The organism is Oryzobacter telluris (assembly GCF_043099285.1).
GTDB classification, from domain to species: domain Bacteria; phylum Actinomycetota; class Actinomycetes; order Actinomycetales; family Dermatophilaceae; genus Oryzobacter; species Oryzobacter telluris.
The window spans coordinates 1,502,959-1,522,093 of record NZ_CP170723.1; the positions used below are offsets into that span (position 1 = coordinate 1,502,959).

19 protein-coding genes and 1 other RNA gene are annotated in these 19,135 nt (G+C 72.5%); 12 read left to right on the plus strand and 8 right to left on the minus strand.

The window, feature by feature from the left end; all coding sequences use genetic code 11:
- The first annotated feature begins 66 nt into the window (after window positions 1–66).
- Window positions 67–434: a transfer-messenger RNA gene (gene ssrA / locus ACFLFB_RS06820) on the plus strand.
- A gap of 68 nt (window positions 435–502) precedes the next feature.
- On the opposite strand, the gene ACFLFB_RS06825 is transcribed toward ssrA, so the two are convergent.
- Together ACFLFB_RS06825 and ACFLFB_RS06830 are read right to left on the minus strand one after the other, a co-directional pair.
- On the minus strand, window positions 503–1,123 hold the full coding sequence (locus ACFLFB_RS06825) for a hypothetical protein (protein ID WP_392544959.1): 621 nt from the start codon (window positions 1,121–1,123) through the stop codon (window positions 503–505).
- A 1-nt stretch (window position 1,124) separates the two neighbouring features.
- Window positions 1,125–1,742, minus strand: coding sequence for an SIMPL domain-containing protein (locus tag ACFLFB_RS06830; protein ID WP_392544960.1), 618 nt, complete (start codon window positions 1,740–1,742; stop codon window positions 1,125–1,127).
- A 102-nt stretch (window positions 1,743–1,844) separates the two neighbouring features.
- Here ACFLFB_RS06830 and ACFLFB_RS06835 point away from each other — a divergent pair, with 102 nt between their 5' ends.
- The 8 genes from ACFLFB_RS06835 to ACFLFB_RS06870 all read left to right on the plus strand — a co-directional run bounded on the left by ACFLFB_RS06835 (window position 1,845) and on the right by ACFLFB_RS06870 (window position 11,105).
- Entirely contained in the window at window positions 1,845–3,254 is a 1,410-nt protein-coding gene (locus tag ACFLFB_RS06835) for an NAD-dependent malic enzyme (protein ID WP_392544961.1), read from the plus strand.
- The gene (locus ACFLFB_RS06840) at window positions 3,251–3,616 is read left to right on the plus strand and encodes a VanZ family protein (protein ID WP_392544962.1); all 366 of its coding nucleotides are present in this window, start codon (window positions 3,251–3,253) and stop codon (window positions 3,614–3,616) included. The genes ACFLFB_RS06835 and ACFLFB_RS06840 overlap by 4 nt, the downstream gene beginning before the upstream one ends.
- Window positions 3,617–3,953: 337 nt before the next feature.
- Window positions 3,954–6,461 carry a DEAD/DEAH box helicase gene (locus tag ACFLFB_RS06845; RefSeq protein WP_392544963.1) on the plus strand — a complete coding sequence of 836 codons (2,508 nt, stop codon included), beginning with the start codon at window positions 3,954–3,956 and terminating at the stop codon, window positions 6,459–6,461.
- Window positions 6,458–7,015, plus strand: coding sequence for a YqgE/AlgH family protein (locus ACFLFB_RS06850; RefSeq protein WP_392544964.1), 558 nt, complete (start codon window positions 6,458–6,460; stop codon window positions 7,013–7,015). Before ACFLFB_RS06845 ends, ACFLFB_RS06850 begins: the two co-directional genes overlap by 4 nt.
- A 43-nt stretch (window positions 7,016–7,058) precedes the next feature.
- A complete protein-coding gene (locus ACFLFB_RS06855) occupies window positions 7,059–7,361 on the plus strand; it encodes a DUF3039 domain-containing protein (RefSeq protein WP_392544965.1) in 303 nt (100 codons plus the stop codon).
- 63 nt (window positions 7,362–7,424) lie between these two features.
- Window positions 7,425–8,132, plus strand: coding sequence for a hypothetical protein (locus ACFLFB_RS06860; RefSeq protein WP_392544966.1), 708 nt, complete (start codon window positions 7,425–7,427; stop codon window positions 8,130–8,132).
- A gap of 117 nt (window positions 8,133–8,249) precedes the next feature.
- Window positions 8,250–9,209, plus strand: coding sequence for a zinc metalloprotease (locus ACFLFB_RS06865; RefSeq protein ID WP_392544967.1), 960 nt, complete (start codon window positions 8,250–8,252; stop codon window positions 9,207–9,209).
- Between the two features lie 126 nt (window positions 9,210–9,335).
- Entirely contained in the window at window positions 9,336–11,105 is a 1,770-nt protein-coding gene (locus ACFLFB_RS06870) for a DEAD/DEAH box helicase (RefSeq protein ID WP_392544968.1), read from the plus strand.
- Between the two features lie 10 nt (window positions 11,106–11,115).
- Here ACFLFB_RS06870 and ACFLFB_RS06875 read toward each other — a convergent pair whose 3' ends face one another.
- On the minus strand, window positions 11,116–11,616 hold the full coding sequence (locus ACFLFB_RS06875) for an Lrp/AsnC family transcriptional regulator (RefSeq protein WP_392544969.1): 501 nt from the start codon (window positions 11,614–11,616) through the stop codon (window positions 11,116–11,118).
- A gap of 107 nt (window positions 11,617–11,723) precedes the next feature.
- On the opposite strand from ACFLFB_RS06875, the gene hppD reads away from it, so the two are divergent.
- The gene (gene hppD, locus ACFLFB_RS06880; protein WP_392544970.1) at window positions 11,724–12,962 is read left to right on the plus strand and encodes a 4-hydroxyphenylpyruvate dioxygenase; all 1,239 of its coding nucleotides are present in this window, start codon (window positions 11,724–11,726) and stop codon (window positions 12,960–12,962) included.
- Between the two features lie 45 nt (window positions 12,963–13,007).
- Entirely contained in the window at window positions 13,008–13,688 is a 681-nt protein-coding gene (locus tag ACFLFB_RS06885) for a hypothetical protein (protein WP_392544971.1), read from the plus strand.
- Here the strand turns inward: ACFLFB_RS06885 and ACFLFB_RS06890 are convergent.
- Entirely contained in the window at window positions 13,682–14,524 is an 843-nt protein-coding gene (locus tag ACFLFB_RS06890; protein WP_392544972.1) for a DUF427 domain-containing protein, read from the minus strand. The genes ACFLFB_RS06885 and ACFLFB_RS06890 overlap by 7 nt on opposite strands.
- An 82-nt stretch (window positions 14,525–14,606) precedes the next feature.
- Between ACFLFB_RS06890 and ACFLFB_RS06895 the strand changes: the two genes are divergently transcribed.
- Window positions 14,607–15,443, plus strand: coding sequence for an RDD family protein (locus tag ACFLFB_RS06895; protein WP_392544973.1), 837 nt, complete (start codon window positions 14,607–14,609; stop codon window positions 15,441–15,443).
- A gap of 44 nt (window positions 15,444–15,487) precedes the next feature.
- On the opposite strand, the gene ACFLFB_RS06900 is transcribed toward ACFLFB_RS06895, so the two are convergent.
- Genes ACFLFB_RS06900 through ACFLFB_RS06915 form a run of 4 tightly spaced genes read right to left on the minus strand, consistent with a single transcriptional unit; the run spans window position 15,488 to window position 19,135 of the window.
- Complete coding sequence (locus ACFLFB_RS06900) at window positions 15,488–16,591, minus strand: Gfo/Idh/MocA family protein (RefSeq protein ID WP_392544974.1); 1,104 nt, start codon at window positions 16,589–16,591, stop codon at window positions 15,488–15,490.
- 29 nt (window positions 16,592–16,620) lie between these two features.
- Window positions 16,621–17,373, minus strand: coding sequence for a phytanoyl-CoA dioxygenase family protein (locus ACFLFB_RS06905; RefSeq protein ID WP_392544975.1), 753 nt, complete (start codon window positions 17,371–17,373; stop codon window positions 16,621–16,623).
- 2 nt (window positions 17,374–17,375) lie between these two features.
- Window positions 17,376–18,197, minus strand: coding sequence for a carbohydrate ABC transporter permease (locus tag ACFLFB_RS06910; protein ID WP_392544976.1), 822 nt, complete (start codon window positions 18,195–18,197; stop codon window positions 17,376–17,378).
- A complete protein-coding gene (locus tag ACFLFB_RS06915; RefSeq protein ID WP_392544977.1) occupies window positions 18,194–19,135 on the minus strand; it encodes a carbohydrate ABC transporter permease in 942 nt (313 codons plus the stop codon). Before ACFLFB_RS06915 ends, ACFLFB_RS06910 begins: the two co-directional genes overlap by 4 nt.

The following is a 19,135-nucleotide window of genomic DNA, read 5'->3' on the forward strand; positions in this document are numbered from 1 at the left end:
GCCGGCGGAGTCGTTCCGCGAGTGCCGCCGGTGACAAGTGAACAGCGTGGGAGTGAGCCCCCTCAGGGGGGTGATCGGTTTCGACATTGGTCGGTTGGCCAGGGGAAGCGGGTCGAGGACGCACGGTTATCTCGTAAACGATCCGTGCAAACCAATAGGTGCCGATTCCAAGCGCACCGACTTCGCCCTCGCCGCCTGAGGCGGGCCTCGAAGTCCGTTGGCCTGAGTTCGATCTCGACTCAGTAACCAGCGTCATCTAGAGATCTTGCTGCGTCGTCATGTCGGGGGACGGCGCGGGACTTCAACTCGACTGGGCCTGTCAGCGGACGTGTGCGTGCGAGCGCTGGGGCCGAGAAAATCCATAGCGCACTGCACCCGGAGAAGCCCTGGTGTTCCGTCAGTGGACGCGGGTTCGATTCCCGCCACCTCCACCACCGGACTCACTCCCACGAACGACCGCCCGGTCCCGCACGCGCGGGGCCGGGCGGTCGTGCGTCCGGCCTCAGGCCGGCGCGAGCTCGAGGGTCCAGGTGTCGCCCGTGCGCGTGAAGCCGAGCCGGTCGTAGTACGGCGCGACCATCCCGGGGGCGGTCACGACCCGGCGGAACCCCGCGTCGGTGAACAGCCCCGACCGCCGGAAGACGAACTCGCCCGGCGCGAAGTCGCGGAAGCGCGGCGTCACGTAGTCGAGCTCGACCTGCGCGGTGCCCTCGCCCGCGTCCCGCACGACGATGACGCCCGCCGTCTCGTCGCCGTGCTGCACCAGGTACGCCGAGCGGCCCGCGCCCTCGGCCCCGGAGAAGGTGGGGAAGAAGGTGTCGATGTCCTTGCGGTGCACGTCGAGGAAGTGGCGCAGGTAGGCGTCGTCGGCACCGACCGGCAGCACCGCGTAGGCCCGCTCGTCGCCGCGCTCGCGCAGCATCTTCGCGATGAACCACACGTTGATGACGGCGAGCACGACGTTCATCGCGACCATCGGCCACACGCCGAGCACGGCGTTGAAGACGACGAGGATGACGCACGCCACCGTGTTGAGGACGCGCAGCCGCAGGATCCGCGCCTGGAGCAGCGAGAAGACGAGCAGCGCCGACCCGAACCAGCCGAGGGCGTCGACCCAGCCCACGTCAGGCCAGCCCGAAGCGCACGGTGACGGTGGCGGTCACGGTCGACTCGCCGGCCTCGACGGGCATCCCGCCGCCCACGTCCATCGCCGCCTTGGCGAAGCGCGGCGTCGGCGGCTCGAACCCGCCGCCCTCGGTGACCCGCAGCACCGGGCCCAGGGGTCGGTCCGCCAGGGAGGCGTACTGCTCGGCGCGCGAGCGGGCGTCCTCGAAGGCCGCCTCGCGGGCCCGGACGAGCAGGGGAGCGGGGTCGGCGACCTCGAGGGTGACGGCGTCGAGCCCGAAGGCGTCACCCGCGGCCCCCGCCATCGCACCGATGACGTCGCCCACCCGGTCGCGGTCGCGCACGACGAGCCGCACCGCGTGGTGGGCGGTGTACCCGACGACGCGCTGGCCCTCGCGGTCCCAGCGCGGGTTGACGCCCATCCCTCGGGTGCGGCGGTCGCGGTCGGCGATTCCGTGGTCGGCCGCCGCCTGCAGCGCCGCGGCCACCCGGCTCGCGGCCTGGGCCAGGGCGGTGGCGACGTCGGGGGCCTCGGCCTGGACACGGGTGTCGAGGACGACGACGTCGGGCACGGCGCTCGCGGCACCGCTGCCGGTCACTTCCACGTGGTCGGACATGCGCGCCACGGTAGTGCCCGCAGCCGGTCGGGCTGTAGGGGCGGCGTCCACGACGACGGTCTCGTTTCGGCCTACGCGCGGGTAGCCGGTTGAATCGACCCCATGCCCGCCGCGCCGTCGATCGCCAACTCCGTCACCGTCCGCCTCATCGTCCCCGCCCGTGCCACGGCGGTGAGCGAGCTGACCGGCGTCATCGAGGCGGCGGGGGGTGTCGTCACCGGCCTCGACGTCACCGCCTCGGGCGCCACCAAGGTCCGCATCGACCTGACGATGCTCACCCGCGACGTCGACCACGCCGAGGCGATCGTCGAGGAGATGCGCGGGGTCGAGGGTGTCGAGATCGGCCGCGTGTCCGACCGCACCTTCCTCCTGCACCTCGGCGGCAAGCTGCGCATCGAGAGCAAGGTCCCCATCCGCACGCGTGACGACCTCTCGCTCATCTACACGCCGGGGGTCGCGCGCGTCTGCCTCGCGATCGCGAAGAACCCGGAGGACGCCCGCCGCCTGACGATCAAGCGCAACACCGTCGCGGTGGTCACCGACGGCACCGCCGTGCTGGGCCTGGGCGACATCGGCCCGCTCGCGGCCCTGCCGGTGATGGAGGGCAAGGCGGCCCTGTTCAAGCGGTTCGCCGACATCGACGCCTTCCCGATCTGCCTCGACACCACCGACACCGAGGAGATCATCCGCACCGTCAAGGCGATCGCCCCGGTCTTCGGCGGCATCAACCTCGAGGACATCTCCGCCCCGCGCTGCTTCGAGATCGAGCGCCGGCTGCGCGAGGAGCTCGACATCCCCGTCTTCCACGACGACCAGCACGGCACCGCCATCGTCGCGCTCGCCGCGCTGCGCAACGCCCTCAAGGTCGTCGGCAAGCGGCTCGAGGACGTCCGCCTGGTGATGAGCGGGGCCGGCGCCGCGGGCACGGCCATCCTCAAGCTCTTCCTCCACGCCGGGGCGCGCCACGTGGTCGTCACCGACGTCGACGGCATCGTCCACCGCGACCGCGCCGACGTGCTGTCCGGCGACCACCCGAACCACGAGTGGATCGCCGCGAACACCAACCCCGACGGCATGACCGGCACCCTCACCGACGCGATGGTCGGCGCCGACGTCTTCGTCGGGGTGTCCGCGCCGAACATCCTCAGCGAGGAGGCCGTGGCCTCGATGGCGCCCGACAGCGTCGTGTTCGCGATGGCCAACCCGGTGCCCGAGGTCGACCCCGACATCGCCGCCCGGCACGCCGCCGTCGTCGCCACCGGCCGTTCGGACTTCGCCAACCAGATCAACAACGTCCTGGTCTTCCCGGGCGTCTTCCGTGGCCTCATCGACTCCGGGGTGGCGCACATCAGCATGGACGTCATGGTCGCCGCGGCCGACGCCCTGGCCGCGGTCGTGCAGGACGACGAGCGCAACGCGACCTACATCATCCCGAGCGTGTTCCACCCGGACGTCACCACCGTGGTCGCCGACGCGGTGAAGGCCGCGGTGGCCAAGCGCACGGAGGCGTGAGCGCCGTCCGCGAGTTGCTCGCGCGGGCGGGGCTGGCCCTCGCCGTCCTCGTCCAGCTCGTCGTCCTCTACTCACCCTCCAGCCCGTCGGCGGCGCCGTTCCCGAGCTCGGACAAGGTCGTCCACGTCCTCGTCTTCCTCGTGCCCGTCGCCCTCGCGGTGCTGGTGACGCGCCGGCCGGGCCTCGTGGCAGGGGTGTTCGTCGCCCACGCCGTCGTGAGCGAGGTGCTGCAGGCGACCCTGCTGCCGCTGCGGACGGGCGACCCCTACGACGCGCTGGCCGATGCCGCGGGCGTCGGGCTCGGCGTGCTCCTGGCGGCCGCCCTGCGGCGCGAGGCGCGGCAGCACCCCGGATCCGGCTGACGAGGTCGGCCGCGACGGCGTGTGAGTCGCGGCACACGGGGTCCCGAACCGGGCCTGCGGGACCGTGCGTGGTCGGGAGGACCTCGCGGCGCTGGTAGTCTGGGGGTTCCACCGAGGTGCTCGGACGCATGGCTGCGTCCGCCGTGATCGCAGAGCGCGACCTCGCCCCATCCCACCCGGTGCGCCGGTGAGACCAGAGTCGATCCGGCCCCACGGACCACGGTCTCGAGAGAGATCACCGCGTCCGAGGCTCGTCTTGTTCCGCCGCTTTCGCCATCGGCTCGAAGACGTGTCTGTCCACGTCCGAACCGATGACGAAACACAGGTGAACCTCCCCATGCCCAAGAAGGCATCCGGGCCGAAGAAGGCCCGTTGGACGACCTCCCAGAAGTCCGAGGCCCGCAAGGGTCCCAAGAAGGCCCACCACCGCGGCCAGCCCGACGGCCCGAAGAGCGCTCCCAAGCGCGCGGCCCGCTCGGACTCCGCTGAGGGCCACACCAAGCGACCCCGCGCCGAGCGCTCCCCGCGCTGGGACCGCGAGGACCCCCGTCGCCAGTCCGGCCCCGGCCGCCCGGCGCGCGAGGACTCGCGTGGGTCCAGCAGCACCCGCGGCGACGACCGCAACCCCCGTTACTCCGCCGGTCGGTCCGACCGCGGCACCACCTCGTACCGCGAAGACCGGAACGACCGACCGAAGCGCTGGGTCTCCGACTCGCGCGAGGAGCGCAACGTGCACCGTCCCCATGACGAGCGACCCCGTCTCGAGCGCGGTGAGCGCCCCGTGCGCGACCGCGCCCCCCGGGTCGCCGACCCCGCCCGCCGCGACCGCCACGAGGGTCGGCACGCCGACCGCACCGGCGACCGCGGTGGCTACCAGCAGCGCGACGACCGGTCCTCGGACCGGGGCGGCTACCAGAAGCGGGACGACCGCGGTGGCTACCAGGGTCGCGACGCCGGCTCCTCCGACCGCGGCGGCTACCAGGGCCGTTCCACCGGGTCCTCGGACCGTGGCGGCTACCAGAAGCGCGACGACCGCGGTGGCTACCAGGGTCGCGACGCCGGCTCCTCCGACCGCGGCGGCTACCAGGGCCGTTCCACCGGGTCCTCGGACCGTGGCGGCTTCCAGCAGCGTGACGACCGTGGCGCGCCCCAGCAGCGCGACACCCGCGGTGGCTACCAGGGTCGCGACGACCGGTCCTCGGACCGCGGCGGCTACCAGAAGCGCGACGACCGTGGCGGCTACCAGGGTCGCTCCGCCGGCTCGTCCGACCGTGGCGGCTACCAAGGTCGCTCCGCCGGCTCGTCCGACCGTGGCGGCTACCAGGGTCGCGACACCCGCGGCGGCTACCAGGGTCGCGACGACCGTGGCGCCCAGCGCGGCGCCTCCGACGGTGCCGTCTCCTTCGAGGAGGCCGAGGCGCTGCGCTCCGAGGCCGACACCTGGACCACGTACACCTCGACCGCCGGTGAGGCCAAGGAGGTGACCGAGGACAACGGCTTCGCCGCCCTCGGTGTCCCCGCGGTCCTCGTCGAGCGGCTCGCCCGCGACGGCATCGCCGACCCGTTCCCGATCCAGGCCGCGACGATCCCCGACGCCCTCGCCGGGCGCGACGTCCTCGGCCGCGGCCGCACCGGCTCGGGCAAGACCCTCGCCTTCGGCCTGTCGATGATCACCCGCCTCGCCGATGGCACGCGTCCCGAGCCCAAGCGCCCGCGCTCGCTCATCCTCGTGCCGACCCGTGAGCTCGCCATGCAGGTGAGCGACGCGCTCGAGCCGTTCGTCCACGTCACCGGCCTGCGCCACAAGCTCGTCGCCGGCGGCCTGTCCTACGAGCCGCAGATCAAGGCGCTCGCCAAGGGCCTGGACATCCTCGTCGCCACCCCGGGCCGGCTCGCCGACCTGATGGAGCGCGGCGCGGTCGACCTCGGCGGCGTCCAGATCGCCGTCCTCGACGAGGCCGACCACATGGCCGACATGGGCTTCCTGCCCGAGGTCACCGCGATCCTCGACACGGTCCCCGCCGGCGGTCAGCGCCTGCTGTTCTCGGCGACCCTCGACAAGGGCATCGACACCCTCGTCGAGCGCTACCTCGTCGACCCGGTCACCCACTCCACCGACGACGCGCAGGCCTCGGTCACGACGATGAGCCACCACGTGCTCCTCATCGACCCGCAGGACAAGAAGGCCATGACGGCCGAGCTCGCCGGCCGCGGCGGCCGCGTCATCGTCTTCGCCCGCACCCAGCTCGGCTCGGACCGCATCGCCGGTGAGCTGCGCGACCGCGGCGTCCTCGCGGCCTCGCTGCACGGTGGCCTGTCGCAGAACGTCCGCAACCGCGTCCTCGGCGCGTTCCGGGACGGCTCGATGAACGTCCTCGTCGCCACCGACGTCGCCGCCCGCGGCATCCACGTCGACGACGTCGGCATGGTCGTCCAGGTGGACCCGCCCACGGACCACAAGGACTACCTCCACCGCGCCGGCCGCACCGCCCGCGCCGGCGAGGAGGGCGCGGTCGTCATGCTCGCGCTCCCGCACCAGCGCAAGATGGTCACCCGCATCATCGAGGGTGCCGGGGCCGAGGCCCTGACCGCGAAGGTCGCCCCCGGCGACGCCACGGTCCAGGCCATGGGTGGCCGTGCGCCGAGCGGCGTGCCGGTCCCCGACCACGTGTGGCGCCCCATCCTCGAGGGCAAGCCGCAGGCGCGTCGCGGCGGTCGCCCGGGTGGCCCCCGCGGTGGTCGTCCCGGTGGCTCGTACGGTCGTCCCGACGGCGGTCCCCGCCGTGAGGGTCGTGGCCAGGGCTCCGGACGTCCCGGTGGGTACCGGGGCAGAATGGACGGGTGAGCGAGACCCACACCGGTCGCCTCCTCGTCGCGACACCGCAGATCGAGGAGGGCGTCTTCTGGCGCTCGGTCGTCCTCGTCCTGCACCACGACGAGGAGGGCGCTCAGGGGCTCGTCCTCAACCGACCGATCGACGCCGACGTCGACGCCGTCCTCCCGGGCTGGGAGGAGCACGTCAGCGAACCCGCCAAGGTCTTCCAGGGCGGGCCGGTGCAGCTGGACTCCGCGCTCGGGCTGGTCGCCGTTCCCGGCGACTCGCCCGAGCCGACCGGCGTCAAGCGCCTCTTCGGTGCCGTGGCACTCGTCGACCTCGACACCCCACCGCTGCTCGTGGCCCCCGAGGTCGCGGCGCTGCGCATCTTCGCGGGCTACGCGGGATGGTCGCCGGGCCAGCTCGAGGACGAGATCGCGTCCGGCTCGTGGTTCGTCGTCGACGCCGAGAGCGGCGACGCGTTCACGGGTGAGCCCGACGGCCTCTGGCCGCGGGTCCTGCGCCGCCAGACCGGGCCGCTGCAGTGGGTGGCGTGGTTCCCGTCGGACCCCACCCAGAACTGACCGGCCCCTCCGGCACCTCCCGCGCCCGGCCTAGACTTCGGGGATGAGCGAGCCGATGCCCCCGCTGGACGACCCGAACGCCCCGTCCGGGCAGCCGCAGACCCAGACGGCGGTGCTCGAACGCACCGAGACCGTCCCGCAGGTGGCAGAGCCGGGCGACCACGAGCGCTTCTCGCACTACGTGCGCAAGGAGAAGATCCTCGAGAGCGCGCTCTCGGGCGAGCCGGTCACCGCGCTGTGCGGCAAGGTCTGGATCCCGGGTCGCGACCCGCAGCGGTTCCCGGTCTGCCCCACCTGCAAGGAGATCTACGAGGGCCTGCGTCCGCCGGAGGACGGCGGCGAGTGACGCGGGGGCGTCATTGCCCCGACCTGAGCCCCTGAGGACCCTCTCAGGTCTACCCTGACACCCATGACGCAGGCGTTGCGGGGGTTGCCGCGTCCGCTGCGGGCGGGCGCCCTCGTCGCGCTGCTCGGCGTCGTCGTCGCGCTCATCATGGTCCAGTGGGTCCGTCAGGCCGACGCCGCACGCGAGAACGAGCGGCTCTACGAGCAGTGCCTCAGCCAGGCCCAGGACGTCGCGCACGTCAAGGGCTGCACCGCCGACTTCTACACGCGCTGGGACGGCCAGCTGGGCACCCCGGACGCCACCGCGCTCGCCCTGGAGTCGCAGCGCCTCGTCGAGCTGCGCACCACGGCCGCCGACGTGACGGCACCCGCCCCCGCGGCCGACCCGCCGGCACCCGAGAGCGGGCCCACGAGCCCCGACCCCACCGCCCCGGCCGCCGAGGCGGCTGCGGTCGTGGTCCCCGAGGGCGGCGAGACGGGCACCGAGGAGGCGTCGGACGACGACGCCGACCACACGCAGAGGCCGGCTCCCACCCCGCAGGGCGACGGCAAGCCGAGCACCCACCCCACCCAGAGCACCTCGGCGACCAAGCCCTCGATCGTCAGGCCCTCGACGCCCGGCACTCCCGACCCGCGGCCGGCTACAGAGCCCGACGTCGTCCCCGGCGCCAAGCCCGCGACGAAGCCGGAGAAGACCACGAAGGGTTCGACGGCCGGCACCGACCTCACCGATGCCGTGGCACCCGTGGTGTCCGCCCTCCCGGCGGGCTGACGCAGGTCCTTCGGGCTTGACCGGACTTTTGCGCCAACCTGACCGACCGGTGACCCACGCGGCCCTACATTCTCCGTAGCCGCACCGTCAGGGGGCGGTCCGCACCGGAAGGTCACCATGAACGCTCGCACACTGGCCGCCGTCGCCGCGCTCGTCCTCGGCGCCGCGACGATCCCCGCCACCAGCGCCTCGGCGCGCACGATGGCGGGGGAGTCGACCGTCGCCGCCGACTGCATCGCCGACAGCGCCGCCCGCGGCACCGGCTCGGCCAAGGACACCAACGAGCTGACCGCGCAGCAGGTCGCCGCCCGTGAGGCCGACCTGACCCGCAGCCTGGAGAAGAAGGGCCTGCAGCGCAACGCGCGCGGCCAGGCCGCCCGCACCGCCGCCGCCGCGCCCACAGCGCAGACGGCCGCCGCCTTCGCCGGCGGCGCGATCGACGTCTACGTGCACGTGATCTCCGACGGCACCAACGGCAAGGTCACCGACCAGCAGATCGCCGACCAGATCGCCGTCCTCAACGCCGCGTACTCCAGTGCCAAGTTCACCTTCACCCTCGCGGCGACCGACCGCACCACGAACGCCAAGTGGTACACGAGCCTGCGCTCGGGGTCGAAGAACGAGAAGGACATGAAGAAGGCCCTGCGCAAGGGCACCATGGGCGACCTCAACATCTACACGGCGAGCCTCGCCAACAACCTCCTCGGCTGGGCGACCTTCCCGAAGTCGACGTACGACAGCTACGACGGTGTCGTGCTCCTCGACACCTCCCTGCCGGGCGGGAGCGCCACGAACTACAACGAGGGCGACACCGCCACCCACGAGGTCGGCCACTGGCTGAACCTCTACCACACGTTCCAGGGCGGCTGCACGGGCTCCGGTGACCAGGTCGCCGACACCCCGGCCGAGGCCTCGGCCGCGTACCAGTGCCCGGTCGGTCGCGACACCTGCACGGCTCCGGGCGCCGACCCGATCCGCAACTTCATGGACTACACGTACGACTCGTGCATGAACACCTTCAGCCCGGACCAGGCGACCAGGATGCAGAACGCCTTCCTCGCGTACCGCAACCTCTGAGGTATCCGAGATCCGTTGCGGGGCAGAAGGATCACGGCCCCCGAATAGCACACCGAAGGCCCCGGCGCGGACACGCCGGGGCCTTCGGTGTGTCAGCCCCGCGGGCGGTTATGGTGGCCGTCGCCCATGAGTACCTCTGCAGCCGAACACCTGTCTCCCGCCTTCCCCGAGCGCGCCGCCTGGGGGACCGCCGGGAAGCTGCGCGCGTGGCAGGAGGAGGCGCTGGCGCTGTACCTGGAGCAGGAGGCGCGCGACTTCCTCGCGGTGGCCACGCCCGGCGCCGGCAAGACGACCTACGCCCTGCGCATCGCCACCGAGCTGCTCGACCGCGGGCTCATCAAGGCCGTCACGGTCGTGGCGCCCACGGAGCACCTCAAGACCCAGTGGGCGGATGCCGCGGCGCGGGTCGGCATCCACCTCAACCCGTCGTTCTCGAACTCGGTGGGGGTGCAGTCGCACCAGTACGACGGCGTCGCCGTCACGTACGCCCAGGTGGCCGTGCGTCCCGACCTGCACCGTCGGCGCACCCAGGCCGAGCCGACCCTCGTCATCCTCGACGAGATCCACCATGGCGGTGACGCGAAGTCGTGGGGCGACGGCATCCGCGAGGCGTTCGAGCCGGCCACCCGCCGCCTGTCCCTGACCGGGACCCCGTTCCGCTCCGACACCAGCCCCATCCCGTTCGTCCGGTACGAGATGGGCCAGGACGGGATCCTGCGCTCGGCGTCGGACTACTCCTACGGCTACGCCCCGGCCCTGCGCGACGGCGTCGTGCGGCCCGTCATCTTCCTCGCCTACGGCGGCGCGATGCGGTGGCGCACCAAGGCCGGCGACGAGATCGCCGCCAACCTCGGCACCCCGATGACCAAGGACCAGACGGCCCACGCCTGGCGCACGGCGCTCGACCCCAAGGGCGAGTGGGTCCCCTCGGTCCTGGCCGCCGCCGACGTCCGGCTCACCGAGGTCCGCCGGCACGTCCCCGATGCCGGCGGCCTCGTCATCGCCTCGAACCAGAACAGCGCCCGCGCCTACGCGAAGACCCTCAAGGAGATCACCGGCGAGTCGGTGACCGTCGTGCTGTCCGACGACGCCGGCGCCAGCGCGCGCATCGAGGAGTTCGCGGCCGGGACCCAGCGCTGGATGGTCGCGGTGCGGATGGTCTCCGAGGGGGTCGACGTGCCGCGCCTGTGCGTCGGCGTCTACGCGACCTCCACCTCGACCCCGCTCTTCTTCGCGCAGGCCGTGGGGCGCTTCGTGCGGGCCCGCCGCCGCGGCGAGACCGCGTCGGTGTTCCTGCCGTCGGTGCCGGTCATCCTCACCCACGCCGCGACGATGGAGGAGGAGCGCGACCACGCGCTCGACCGCCCGACGTCCGACGAGTCCGAGGCCTCGCTGTGGGCCGAGGAGGAGGGGATGATCGCGGCCGCGAACCGCACCGAGACCACCGTGGGCCTGGAGGAGACCAGCTTCGAGGCCCTGGAGTCCGACGCGCACTTCGACCACGTCCTGTTCGACAAGACCCAGTTCGGCCTGCACGCCGAGGTCGGCTCGGAGGAGGAGCAGGACTACCTCGGCCTGCCCGGCCTCCTCGAGCCCGACCAGGTCGCGCACCTGCTGCGCGAGCGGCAGGCCAAGCACGCGGGCACGGGGCGCCGGGCGGCACCGTCGGCCGCCGCCGCCCCCACGCCCGTGGCGGCGCACCGGGCGCTCGCGGCCCAGCGCAAGGAGCTGAACAAGCTCGTCGCCGCCTACTCGAGCAAGACCGGGGCCCCGCACGCGAGCATCCACATGGACCTGCGCCGGGCGTGCGGCGGTCCCGAACTGGCCACCGCCACGAGCGACCAGGTCACCGAGCGGGTCGCGAAGATCCGCCAGTGGTTCGTCGGCCGCCGCTGACCTGAGCGGTTCAGTGCTCCTCGGTGGCGCCGCGGCTCGCGGCGACGTCGACGAGCGGACCGGTGCGGTGGTCGAGGTGGGTCACCAGGCAGATCGCGGTGTTGGCCCTCAGCACGTGGGTGTCGTCGATGATCTCGTCGATGACGCGGCCCAGGTCGGCATTGTCGCGCGCGACGATCCGCACGACGAGGTCGCCGACGCCGGTGATCGAGTGGATCTCGAGCACCTCGGGGATCGCCGACAGGTGCGCGACGACGGGCGCGTGGCCCTGGCGCTGGCGGATCTCCAGGGTGCAGAACGCCGTGACCGGGTAGCCCAGCGCGCCGGCGTCGACCTGCGGCGCGAACGACTTGATGACGCCGCGCTCCTGCAGGCGGTCGAGCCGGGCCTGCACCGTGCCGCGGGCCACGCCGAGGGTCCGCGAGGCGCCGAGCACCCCCACGTGCGGGTCGGCCGTGAACAGGGACAGGAGTCGGGCGTCGAGGTCGTCGACACCGGTCTGGCGCGCCATGGTCACATTGTTCGTCATGCCCATCCAGTGGGGCAACCCTCTGGGCAGGGTGACCAACCGAAACCCCGAAGGTTGCACACCCTGCATTGGTCGCGCACAGTGGCGGGATGACCGACACGACGACGACGTCTCCCAGCCACCTCGACCTCACCGAGCAGGAGCGCCAGGCCGGCCTGGACCTCCAGCAGCTCAAGCAGCTCGTCGGGCTCGTCGAGTACGACGAGACCCAGGACCCGTTCCCGGTCACCGGCTGGGACGCCATCGTCTTCGTCGTCGGCAACGCCTCGCAGACCGCGCACTACTACCAGTCCGCGTGGGGCATGGAGCTCGTCGGCTACACCGGCCCCGAGCACGGCGTGCGCGACCACAAGGCCTTCGTCCTGAAGTCCGGTTCGATCCGCTTCGTCGTCAAGGGCGCGGTCACCCCCGACAGCCCGCTCGTCGCCCACCACGCGGCCCACGGCGACGGCGTCGTCGACATCTCCCTCGAGGTCCCCGACGTCGACCGCTGCATCGCGCAGGCCCGCCGCGCCGGCGCGACCGTCGTGCAGGAGCCGGAGAACGTCACCGATGAGCACGGCACCGTGCGCATCGCCGCCATCGCCACCTACGGCGAGACCCGCCACACGCTGGTCCAGCGCGAGGTCGACGGCGTGAAGTACGACGGCCCGTACCTGCCCGGCTACGTCGCCGCGGCCTCCACCTTCGTCAAGCGCGACGGCGCCCCCAAGCGCCTCTTCCAGGCCCTCGACCACATCGTCGGCAACGTCGAGCTCGGCAAGATGGACCAGTGGGTCGGGTTCTACAACAAGGTCATGGGCTTCGTGAACATGGCCGAGTTCATCGGTGACGACATCGCCACCGACTACTCGGCGCTGATGTCGAAGGTCGTCGCCAACGGCAACCACCGGGTGAAGTTCCCCCTCAACGAGCCGGCGATCGCGGCGCGCAAGAGCCAGATCGACGAGTACCTCGAGTTCTACGGTGGCCCCGGCGCCCAGCACCTCGCCCTGGCGACCAACGACATCCTGCGCAGCGTCGACGAGCTGCGCAAGGAGGGTGTGGAGTTCCTCGACACCCCCGACGCCTACTACGACGACCCCGAGCTGCGCGCCCGCATCGGCGAGGTGCGCGTGCCCATCGAGGAGCTGAAGTCGCGCAAGATCCTCGTCGACCGCGACGAGGACGGCTACCTCCTCCAGATCTTCACCAAGCCGCTCGGCGACCGCCCCACGGTCTTCTTCGAGGTCATCGAGCGCCACGGCTCGCTCGGCTTCGGCAAGGGCAACTTCAAGGCCCTCTTCGAGTCGATCGAGCGCGAGCAGGACAAGCGCGGCAACCTCTGACGATCCTGCGCCCCCGGGCGCGGGTCCGGGACGGATGATGGCGCGGTGAGCACCGCCCTCGTCCTCCCGAGCCCGTTCCTCCCGGCGCTCGTCCACGCCCCGCTCGCGGCCGCCCTCGGGCGCCGCGGGTGGGGCGTCGTCGTGTCCGAGCCGCCGCCGTCGCCCGTGGACGCGGGCGTGGTGCTGCGCGCCTTCTCGGACGACGCGGTGGAGGTGGTCCCGGACGTCGTGGTGGCGCACAGCAACGCGGGGCGGTTCGCCGGCTTCGTGGCCCCTGCTGGGGCCGTCGTCGCCTACGTCGACGCGGCGCTCCCTCCGGAGTCGGGGGAGGCGACGCTGGCGCCCGAGGCGCTGCTCGACCACCTCGCCGGGCTCGCCGGCGACGACGGGCTGCTGCCGCCGTGGACGCGGTGGTGGGCCGACGAGGACGTGGCGTCGGTGCTGCCGGACGCCGCGGTGCTGGCGCGGGTGCGGGCGGCGGAGGGGCGCGTGCCGCTGTCGTACGTGCGCTCGCGGCTGGGGGCGCCGTCCGGGTGGCGGGAGCGGCGCAGCGCCTACCTCGCGTTCGGCGAGACGTACGCGGAGGAGGTCGGGGTGGCCCGGTCGGTCGGCTGGCCCGTGGAAGTGCTCGAGGGCGCGGGGCACCTGCACCAGCTCGTCGACCCCGAGGCCGTCGCGGACGCGGTGGTGGGGCTGGTGGCCCGGGTGCGCTCGGGGGGTCAGTAGGTCTGCATGTCGCGCAGCGACGACCACGGGGTGACCGGGCGCGGCACCGCGACGCCGTCGAGCTCGAGGTCGCTGCGCTCGGACCAGAAGCAGAACATGCCCTTGATGGCGGCCACCTCGTCGAGCGGGTGCGTGTAGGTCCAGCCGAGGTCCTCGCCGACCCGACCCGCGTCGGGGAAGGCCGCCGGGTCGAGCGAGACGTAGGAGGCGTGCCCCTTGTACGCGCAGGTCGACGTCGACCTGCTGCCGACGAGCAGGTCGGTGACGACGTCGTCGTGGGGGACGTACCAGCGCACCGGGATGTGGGTCTCGAACAGGGCGATGGCGCGGCGGGTGTCGGCCAGGACGGTGCCGTCGAGGCTGACGACGACGTGCCGGTCGCTCGGCAGGAGGTCGATCCGCTTGAACGGGTCGTGCGGGTGGCCGGTCACGGGGTGCGCCTCCTCCGTCCAGGCGAACGGGGCCCACTCGACGACGACGCGGCCGCCGAGGTCCGGGTCGTCGGGGGCGAACGCGGCGTCCTCCACCGTGGTGTCGCCGACGACGAGGTCGAAGGAGCTGCCGGAGGTGGTGTGCCACCCGAAGTGGACCGGCCCGAGGACCGGGGGCAGTGGCTCCGGGAGTGGGGCGGGCTCGCGCGGCCGGAGGTGGGCGGCGACGTCATCGGGCGGGACGGCGTACATCGGGACCACGCGGCGGGGTTCCCAGACGAGGACGGCGTCGGTGCTGTCGAGGACGGGGACGCCGTGGAGGGAGGCGCGCACCCGGCGGGTGACGGGTTCCCAGCGCAGCTCGCCGGTGAGGGACATGAGGTGGGGGCCGAGCCGGAGCGCCATCCGATGATCGTGCGCCGCTCCGGAGCCGCGGTCAACGGGGTGCGTGCGCGGGACTCCCATCCGTGCGTGAGACCCTGACCCCATGACCGACACCCCCTCCGGGCCCGGTTGGTACGAGGACCCGGACGACCCGCTCCAGCTGCGCTACTTCGACGGTGTCGTCTGGTCGACCCACACGACACCACGGCGCTCGCCGTCCGCGGAGCAGTCGACCATCGGTCGCGCGACCCCGCAGGTCGCCCGGCCCGGTGCCGGTGGGCTCGCCGGGACGTCGTCGGGTGGGGCGCCCGGTGGGCAGCGGGACGGGTCGCGCGGTCCGTCCGGCGGCTGGCCCGGCGCGGGCGGCAACGCGTACGGCAACTGGCAGGCGGCGCGCACCGACGTGCTGCCCGACGGTGCCGTCCTGGCCGAGTGGTGGCGCCGGCTGCTGGCCCGCCTCCTCGATTCCCTCATCTCCAGCCTGCTCGGCCTGGTCATCGCGATCCCCTGGCTGGGGGAGGCGATGCGCGTCCTCGAGAAGTACCTGTCCGCCGCCGCGGCGGCCGGCACCGGGACGCCTCCTGACTTCGCGCCGTTCCTCACCGAGTTCACGACGGCGCTGCTGCCGGTGACGATGGTCAGCCTGGTCGTGTCGCTCGTCTACGAGGTGGGGTTCCTCGCCTGGAAGTCGGCGACGCCCGGGAAGATGGTCCTCGGGACCGTCGTGCGGCGCGTCGGCGACGGCGAACCGATCGGGCTCGTCACGGCGCTGCGGCGCCAGGTCGTGGGGCTGGTGGCGTCGGCGATGGCGTTCATCCCGCTGCTCGGCGTGGCCGCGACGGTGCTCAACGTGCTCGACCCGGCGTGGCTGCTGTGGGACGGCAAGCGGCAGACGCTGCACGACAAGGTGGCTGACACGGTGGTCGTGCTCAAGGGCTGACCGCCCCGTCGCTCGGTGACCACCGCGTCGGCGGCACCGTCCGGCTACTCCCCGCGCGGGTCGTGGCGACGCCGCCCGTCGTCGGTGTTCGCCACGGTCGACGGGTAGGCGATGTCCGGGAAGGTGCTGCCCACCTCGACGACCCGACCCTCCCGGGCGGACTGCTTGGCGGCGAGCATCACCTCGAGCGCGTGGTACGCGTGCCGCGGGTCGATGAGCGGTGCCGTGCCGTCGTCGATGCAGTCGACGAGGTGGCGCAGGCCGTCGGTCCAGGGCCAGTTGGGGGTCGACTCGGGGAAGACCTCCCAGGTCTGTCGCTCGTTCGACCACTTCTCGAAGCCCTCGGGCGCCCAGTCGTCGCCCATCAGCTGGAGCACGCCGTCGGTGCCGTAGAGCTCGATGGCCGGGCTGCGGTACTTCTGCAGGGTGAAGCCGGTCAGGATCGAGGCGAACCGGGAGTCCCCGAAGTCGAGCAGGACGTGGGCGTTGTCCTCCGCGGCGACCTCGATGGAGCGGCCCTCGCTGGGGCGGTGGGGGATCGCCACGCCGGCCAGCGCGGTGACGCGATTGACCGATCCCATCAGCCCGCACAGGCTCGTGAGGTTGTAGACGCCCAGGTCGAACAGGGCGCCGCCGCCGGGGGCGTAGAACCAGTCACCCCACCACGGGCCGGCCCACCCGTAGCGGGCCCGCGCGGAGAGGACCGACCCGATGTCGCCCTCGTGCACACGTCGGTGCAGCTCACGGAAGGTGGGCGACAGGATCACGTGGGGGGCGCACACCAGTCGCCCGGCCGACGTCCCGCTGAGCTCGACGAGGTGCGCCGCCTCGTCGAGCGAGGTGGCCATGGGCTTCTCGACGAGCACGTGCTTGCCGGCGTCCAGCGCGGCGGCGGCGAGGGCCCCGTGCGGGTTCATCGCGGTGAGGACCACGACGATGTCGACGTCGTCACGCTCGATGAGGGCCTGCGCGCTGTCCATCGAGGTGTCGATCGACAGGCGTGCCGCGGCGTCTTCCCGCTTCTGCGGGTCGGGGTCCCATCCGGCGACCAGGTGCACCCGGTCCGTCGACGCGAGCCGCTGGATCTGGTGCAGGTAGGGGCCCTGGAAGACGCTCCCGAGTCCCAGGACGCCGATCCCGTGTGCCATGTGTTGTCCTTCCGATCGTCGTGCGGTGGTCACCAGTCGCTGCGTCGCCACGGGAAGTGGCGCGGGTTCGCCATGGGCTCGGCCGGCTGGCCGAACGCCATGATGAGGGCCCGTCGGGGCTGGTCCGAGGTGTTCGGGCCGGTGTAGTGGATGGTCTGCGAGTCGTGGATCGTCGCGCCCCCGGGACCGAGCTCGCACACGACGGCCTCGCCCGTGTCGACCGGGTTGGAGAGGACGAGACCGTGCGCGTCCTGCGTGATGAGGCGGTGGGGCGCGACTCCGGCGCGGTGGCTTCCGGGGAGGAACTGCATGCATCCGTTGCCGACCGTGGCCTCCTGCAGCGGCACCCAGATGGAGAGGGCGTAGTGGCGCTGGTCGGGCGCCCAGTAGGCCTCGTCCTGGTGCCACGGCGTCTCGGCACCGTGGCGCGCCGGCTTGCGGATGGCGTGGGTCCCAGCGGGCGCCGCGCCGTCACCGAGCAGCTGGATGGCGAAGCGGCAGGCTCGCTCGTACGCCCCGGTCTCGAGCAGTGAGGGGGCGTACAGGTGGGGGTTGACGATCTGCGGCAGGAGCTCCTCGCCGCCGCTCCCCGCGAGCTCGAAGCGGTCGGCGTCCGGGACCGCGGAGCCCGAGCCGAAGAGCTCGTCGTAGATGTCCTGCAGGGCGATGACCTCGTCCGGACCCGCGATGGCGGGGACGGCGAGGTAGCCGTACCGGTGGTACGCCGCGACCTGCTCGTCCGTCAGCTCGTCGGGAGGGGTCGCGGGTGCGGTGGGGGACACGGCTACTCCTTGATCGATCCACTGGCGGCGCCGCGGATGAAGCTGCGCTGGAAGATGACGAAGACGAGGACGACGGGGACGGAGATGATGACCGCGGCGGCGGCCATGCCGATCCGGTCCGTCGAGCGCTGCGCGGCGAAGAACGCCAGGCCGAGGGGCGCGGTGCGCAGGGCGTCGTCCGTGATCATGACCAGCGGCAGCAGGAACTCGTTCCACGACCACAGGAAGAACAGGACGACGAGCGTGGTGACGGCGGGGCGGCCCGGGGGCAGGGCCACCTGGACGAGGGTCCGGAACGACCCGGCGCCGTCGATCTCGGCCGACTCGAGCATCCCCTTGGGCACGCTGCGGAAGTAGGCCCGCATCCAGAACGTCCCGAAGCAGACGTTGAGGGCGATCTGCGGCAGGACGAGGGAGGCGTAGCTGTTGGTGAGGCCGAACTGGCGCAGGTCGTAGTACAGCGGGAGGATCACCGCCTCGAACGGCAGCAGCATCCCGAGCAGGAGCGCGTAGAACAGGACCGTGGAGCCGCGGAACTGCATCGTCGCGAAGGCGTACCCGGCGAGGATCGAGACCGTCGTCGCCCCGATGACGACGAAGAACGCGACGATGAGGCTCGACCTCATGTAGTCGCCGAGGTGGCCGATCTCCCAGGCCTCCGCGAAGGTCTGCAGGGTGACGGTCTCGGGGAAGCTGAACCCGGTGACCCGCGCGTCGCGGGGGTTGAGGGCCAGCAGGACCACCCCGACGACGGGGACGGTCGCGATGAGGGCGAAGACGGCGAGGATGGCGTGGGCGACGATGCGCTCGCGGGTGCGGATCACCGGTCGGCCCTCCCGAAGGTGCGGTCGATCGCGATCGTCACGGCCAGGACGAGCACGGTGAGGATGAACGCGATCGCGCACGCCAGGCCGACGCGACCGTCGCCGAAGGCCCGGGTGTAGAGCATGAGCCCCGGCACCATCGTCTGCGTCCCGGGACCACCGCGGGTGAGGACGAAGACGAGGTCGAAGGTCTTCAGCGCCGCGACGACGGTGAGGGTGAGGACGACCCCGATCTCGTTGCGCAGCCCGGGGAGCGTCACCGCGAAGAACTCCCGGAACCGGCCCGCGCCGTCGACCTTGGCCGCGTCGTAGAGCGAGGTGTCGATCTGCTGGACCCCGGCGACGAACAGCACCATGCACATGCCCGTCAGGGCCCAGGCCCCGATCATGCCGACGGCGACGAGCGCCCAGTCGAAGTCCCCGAGCCAGGCGCGGGCGACGCCACCGAGCCCGACACCGCGCAGGACCTGGTTGACCGGACCGTCGCTCGCGTACATCCAGGTCCAGATGACGCCGACGACGACGCTGGAGATGATCTGCGGCAGGTAGATCAGGGCCCGGTAGGTCGTGGCGCCCCGCACCGGGACGGCGGTGAAGACCGCGGCGATGACCAGGCCCAGGCTGACGGGGATCGTGGCGAACATCGCGACGAGGACGGCGGCGTGGACGAAGGAGCTGCGGAAGATCTCGTCCGAGGCCAGGGTGCGGTAGTTGTCGAGCCCGACGAAGGTGCCCTGGGTGATCCCGTCCCAGTCGAAGAGCGAGAGCTGCGCGGTCTGGAGGAACGGGATGCCGGCGAAGAGCAGGAAGAGCACGAGGGCGGGCGCGACGTAGAGGTAGGCCACGAGGGCCTTGCGCCGCCGCCGTCGTCGAGCCCCCGGCCTCGGCGCGGCCCCGTGGGACCGCGCCGGGCGTGCGGGCAGGATGGTCAGGCTCAC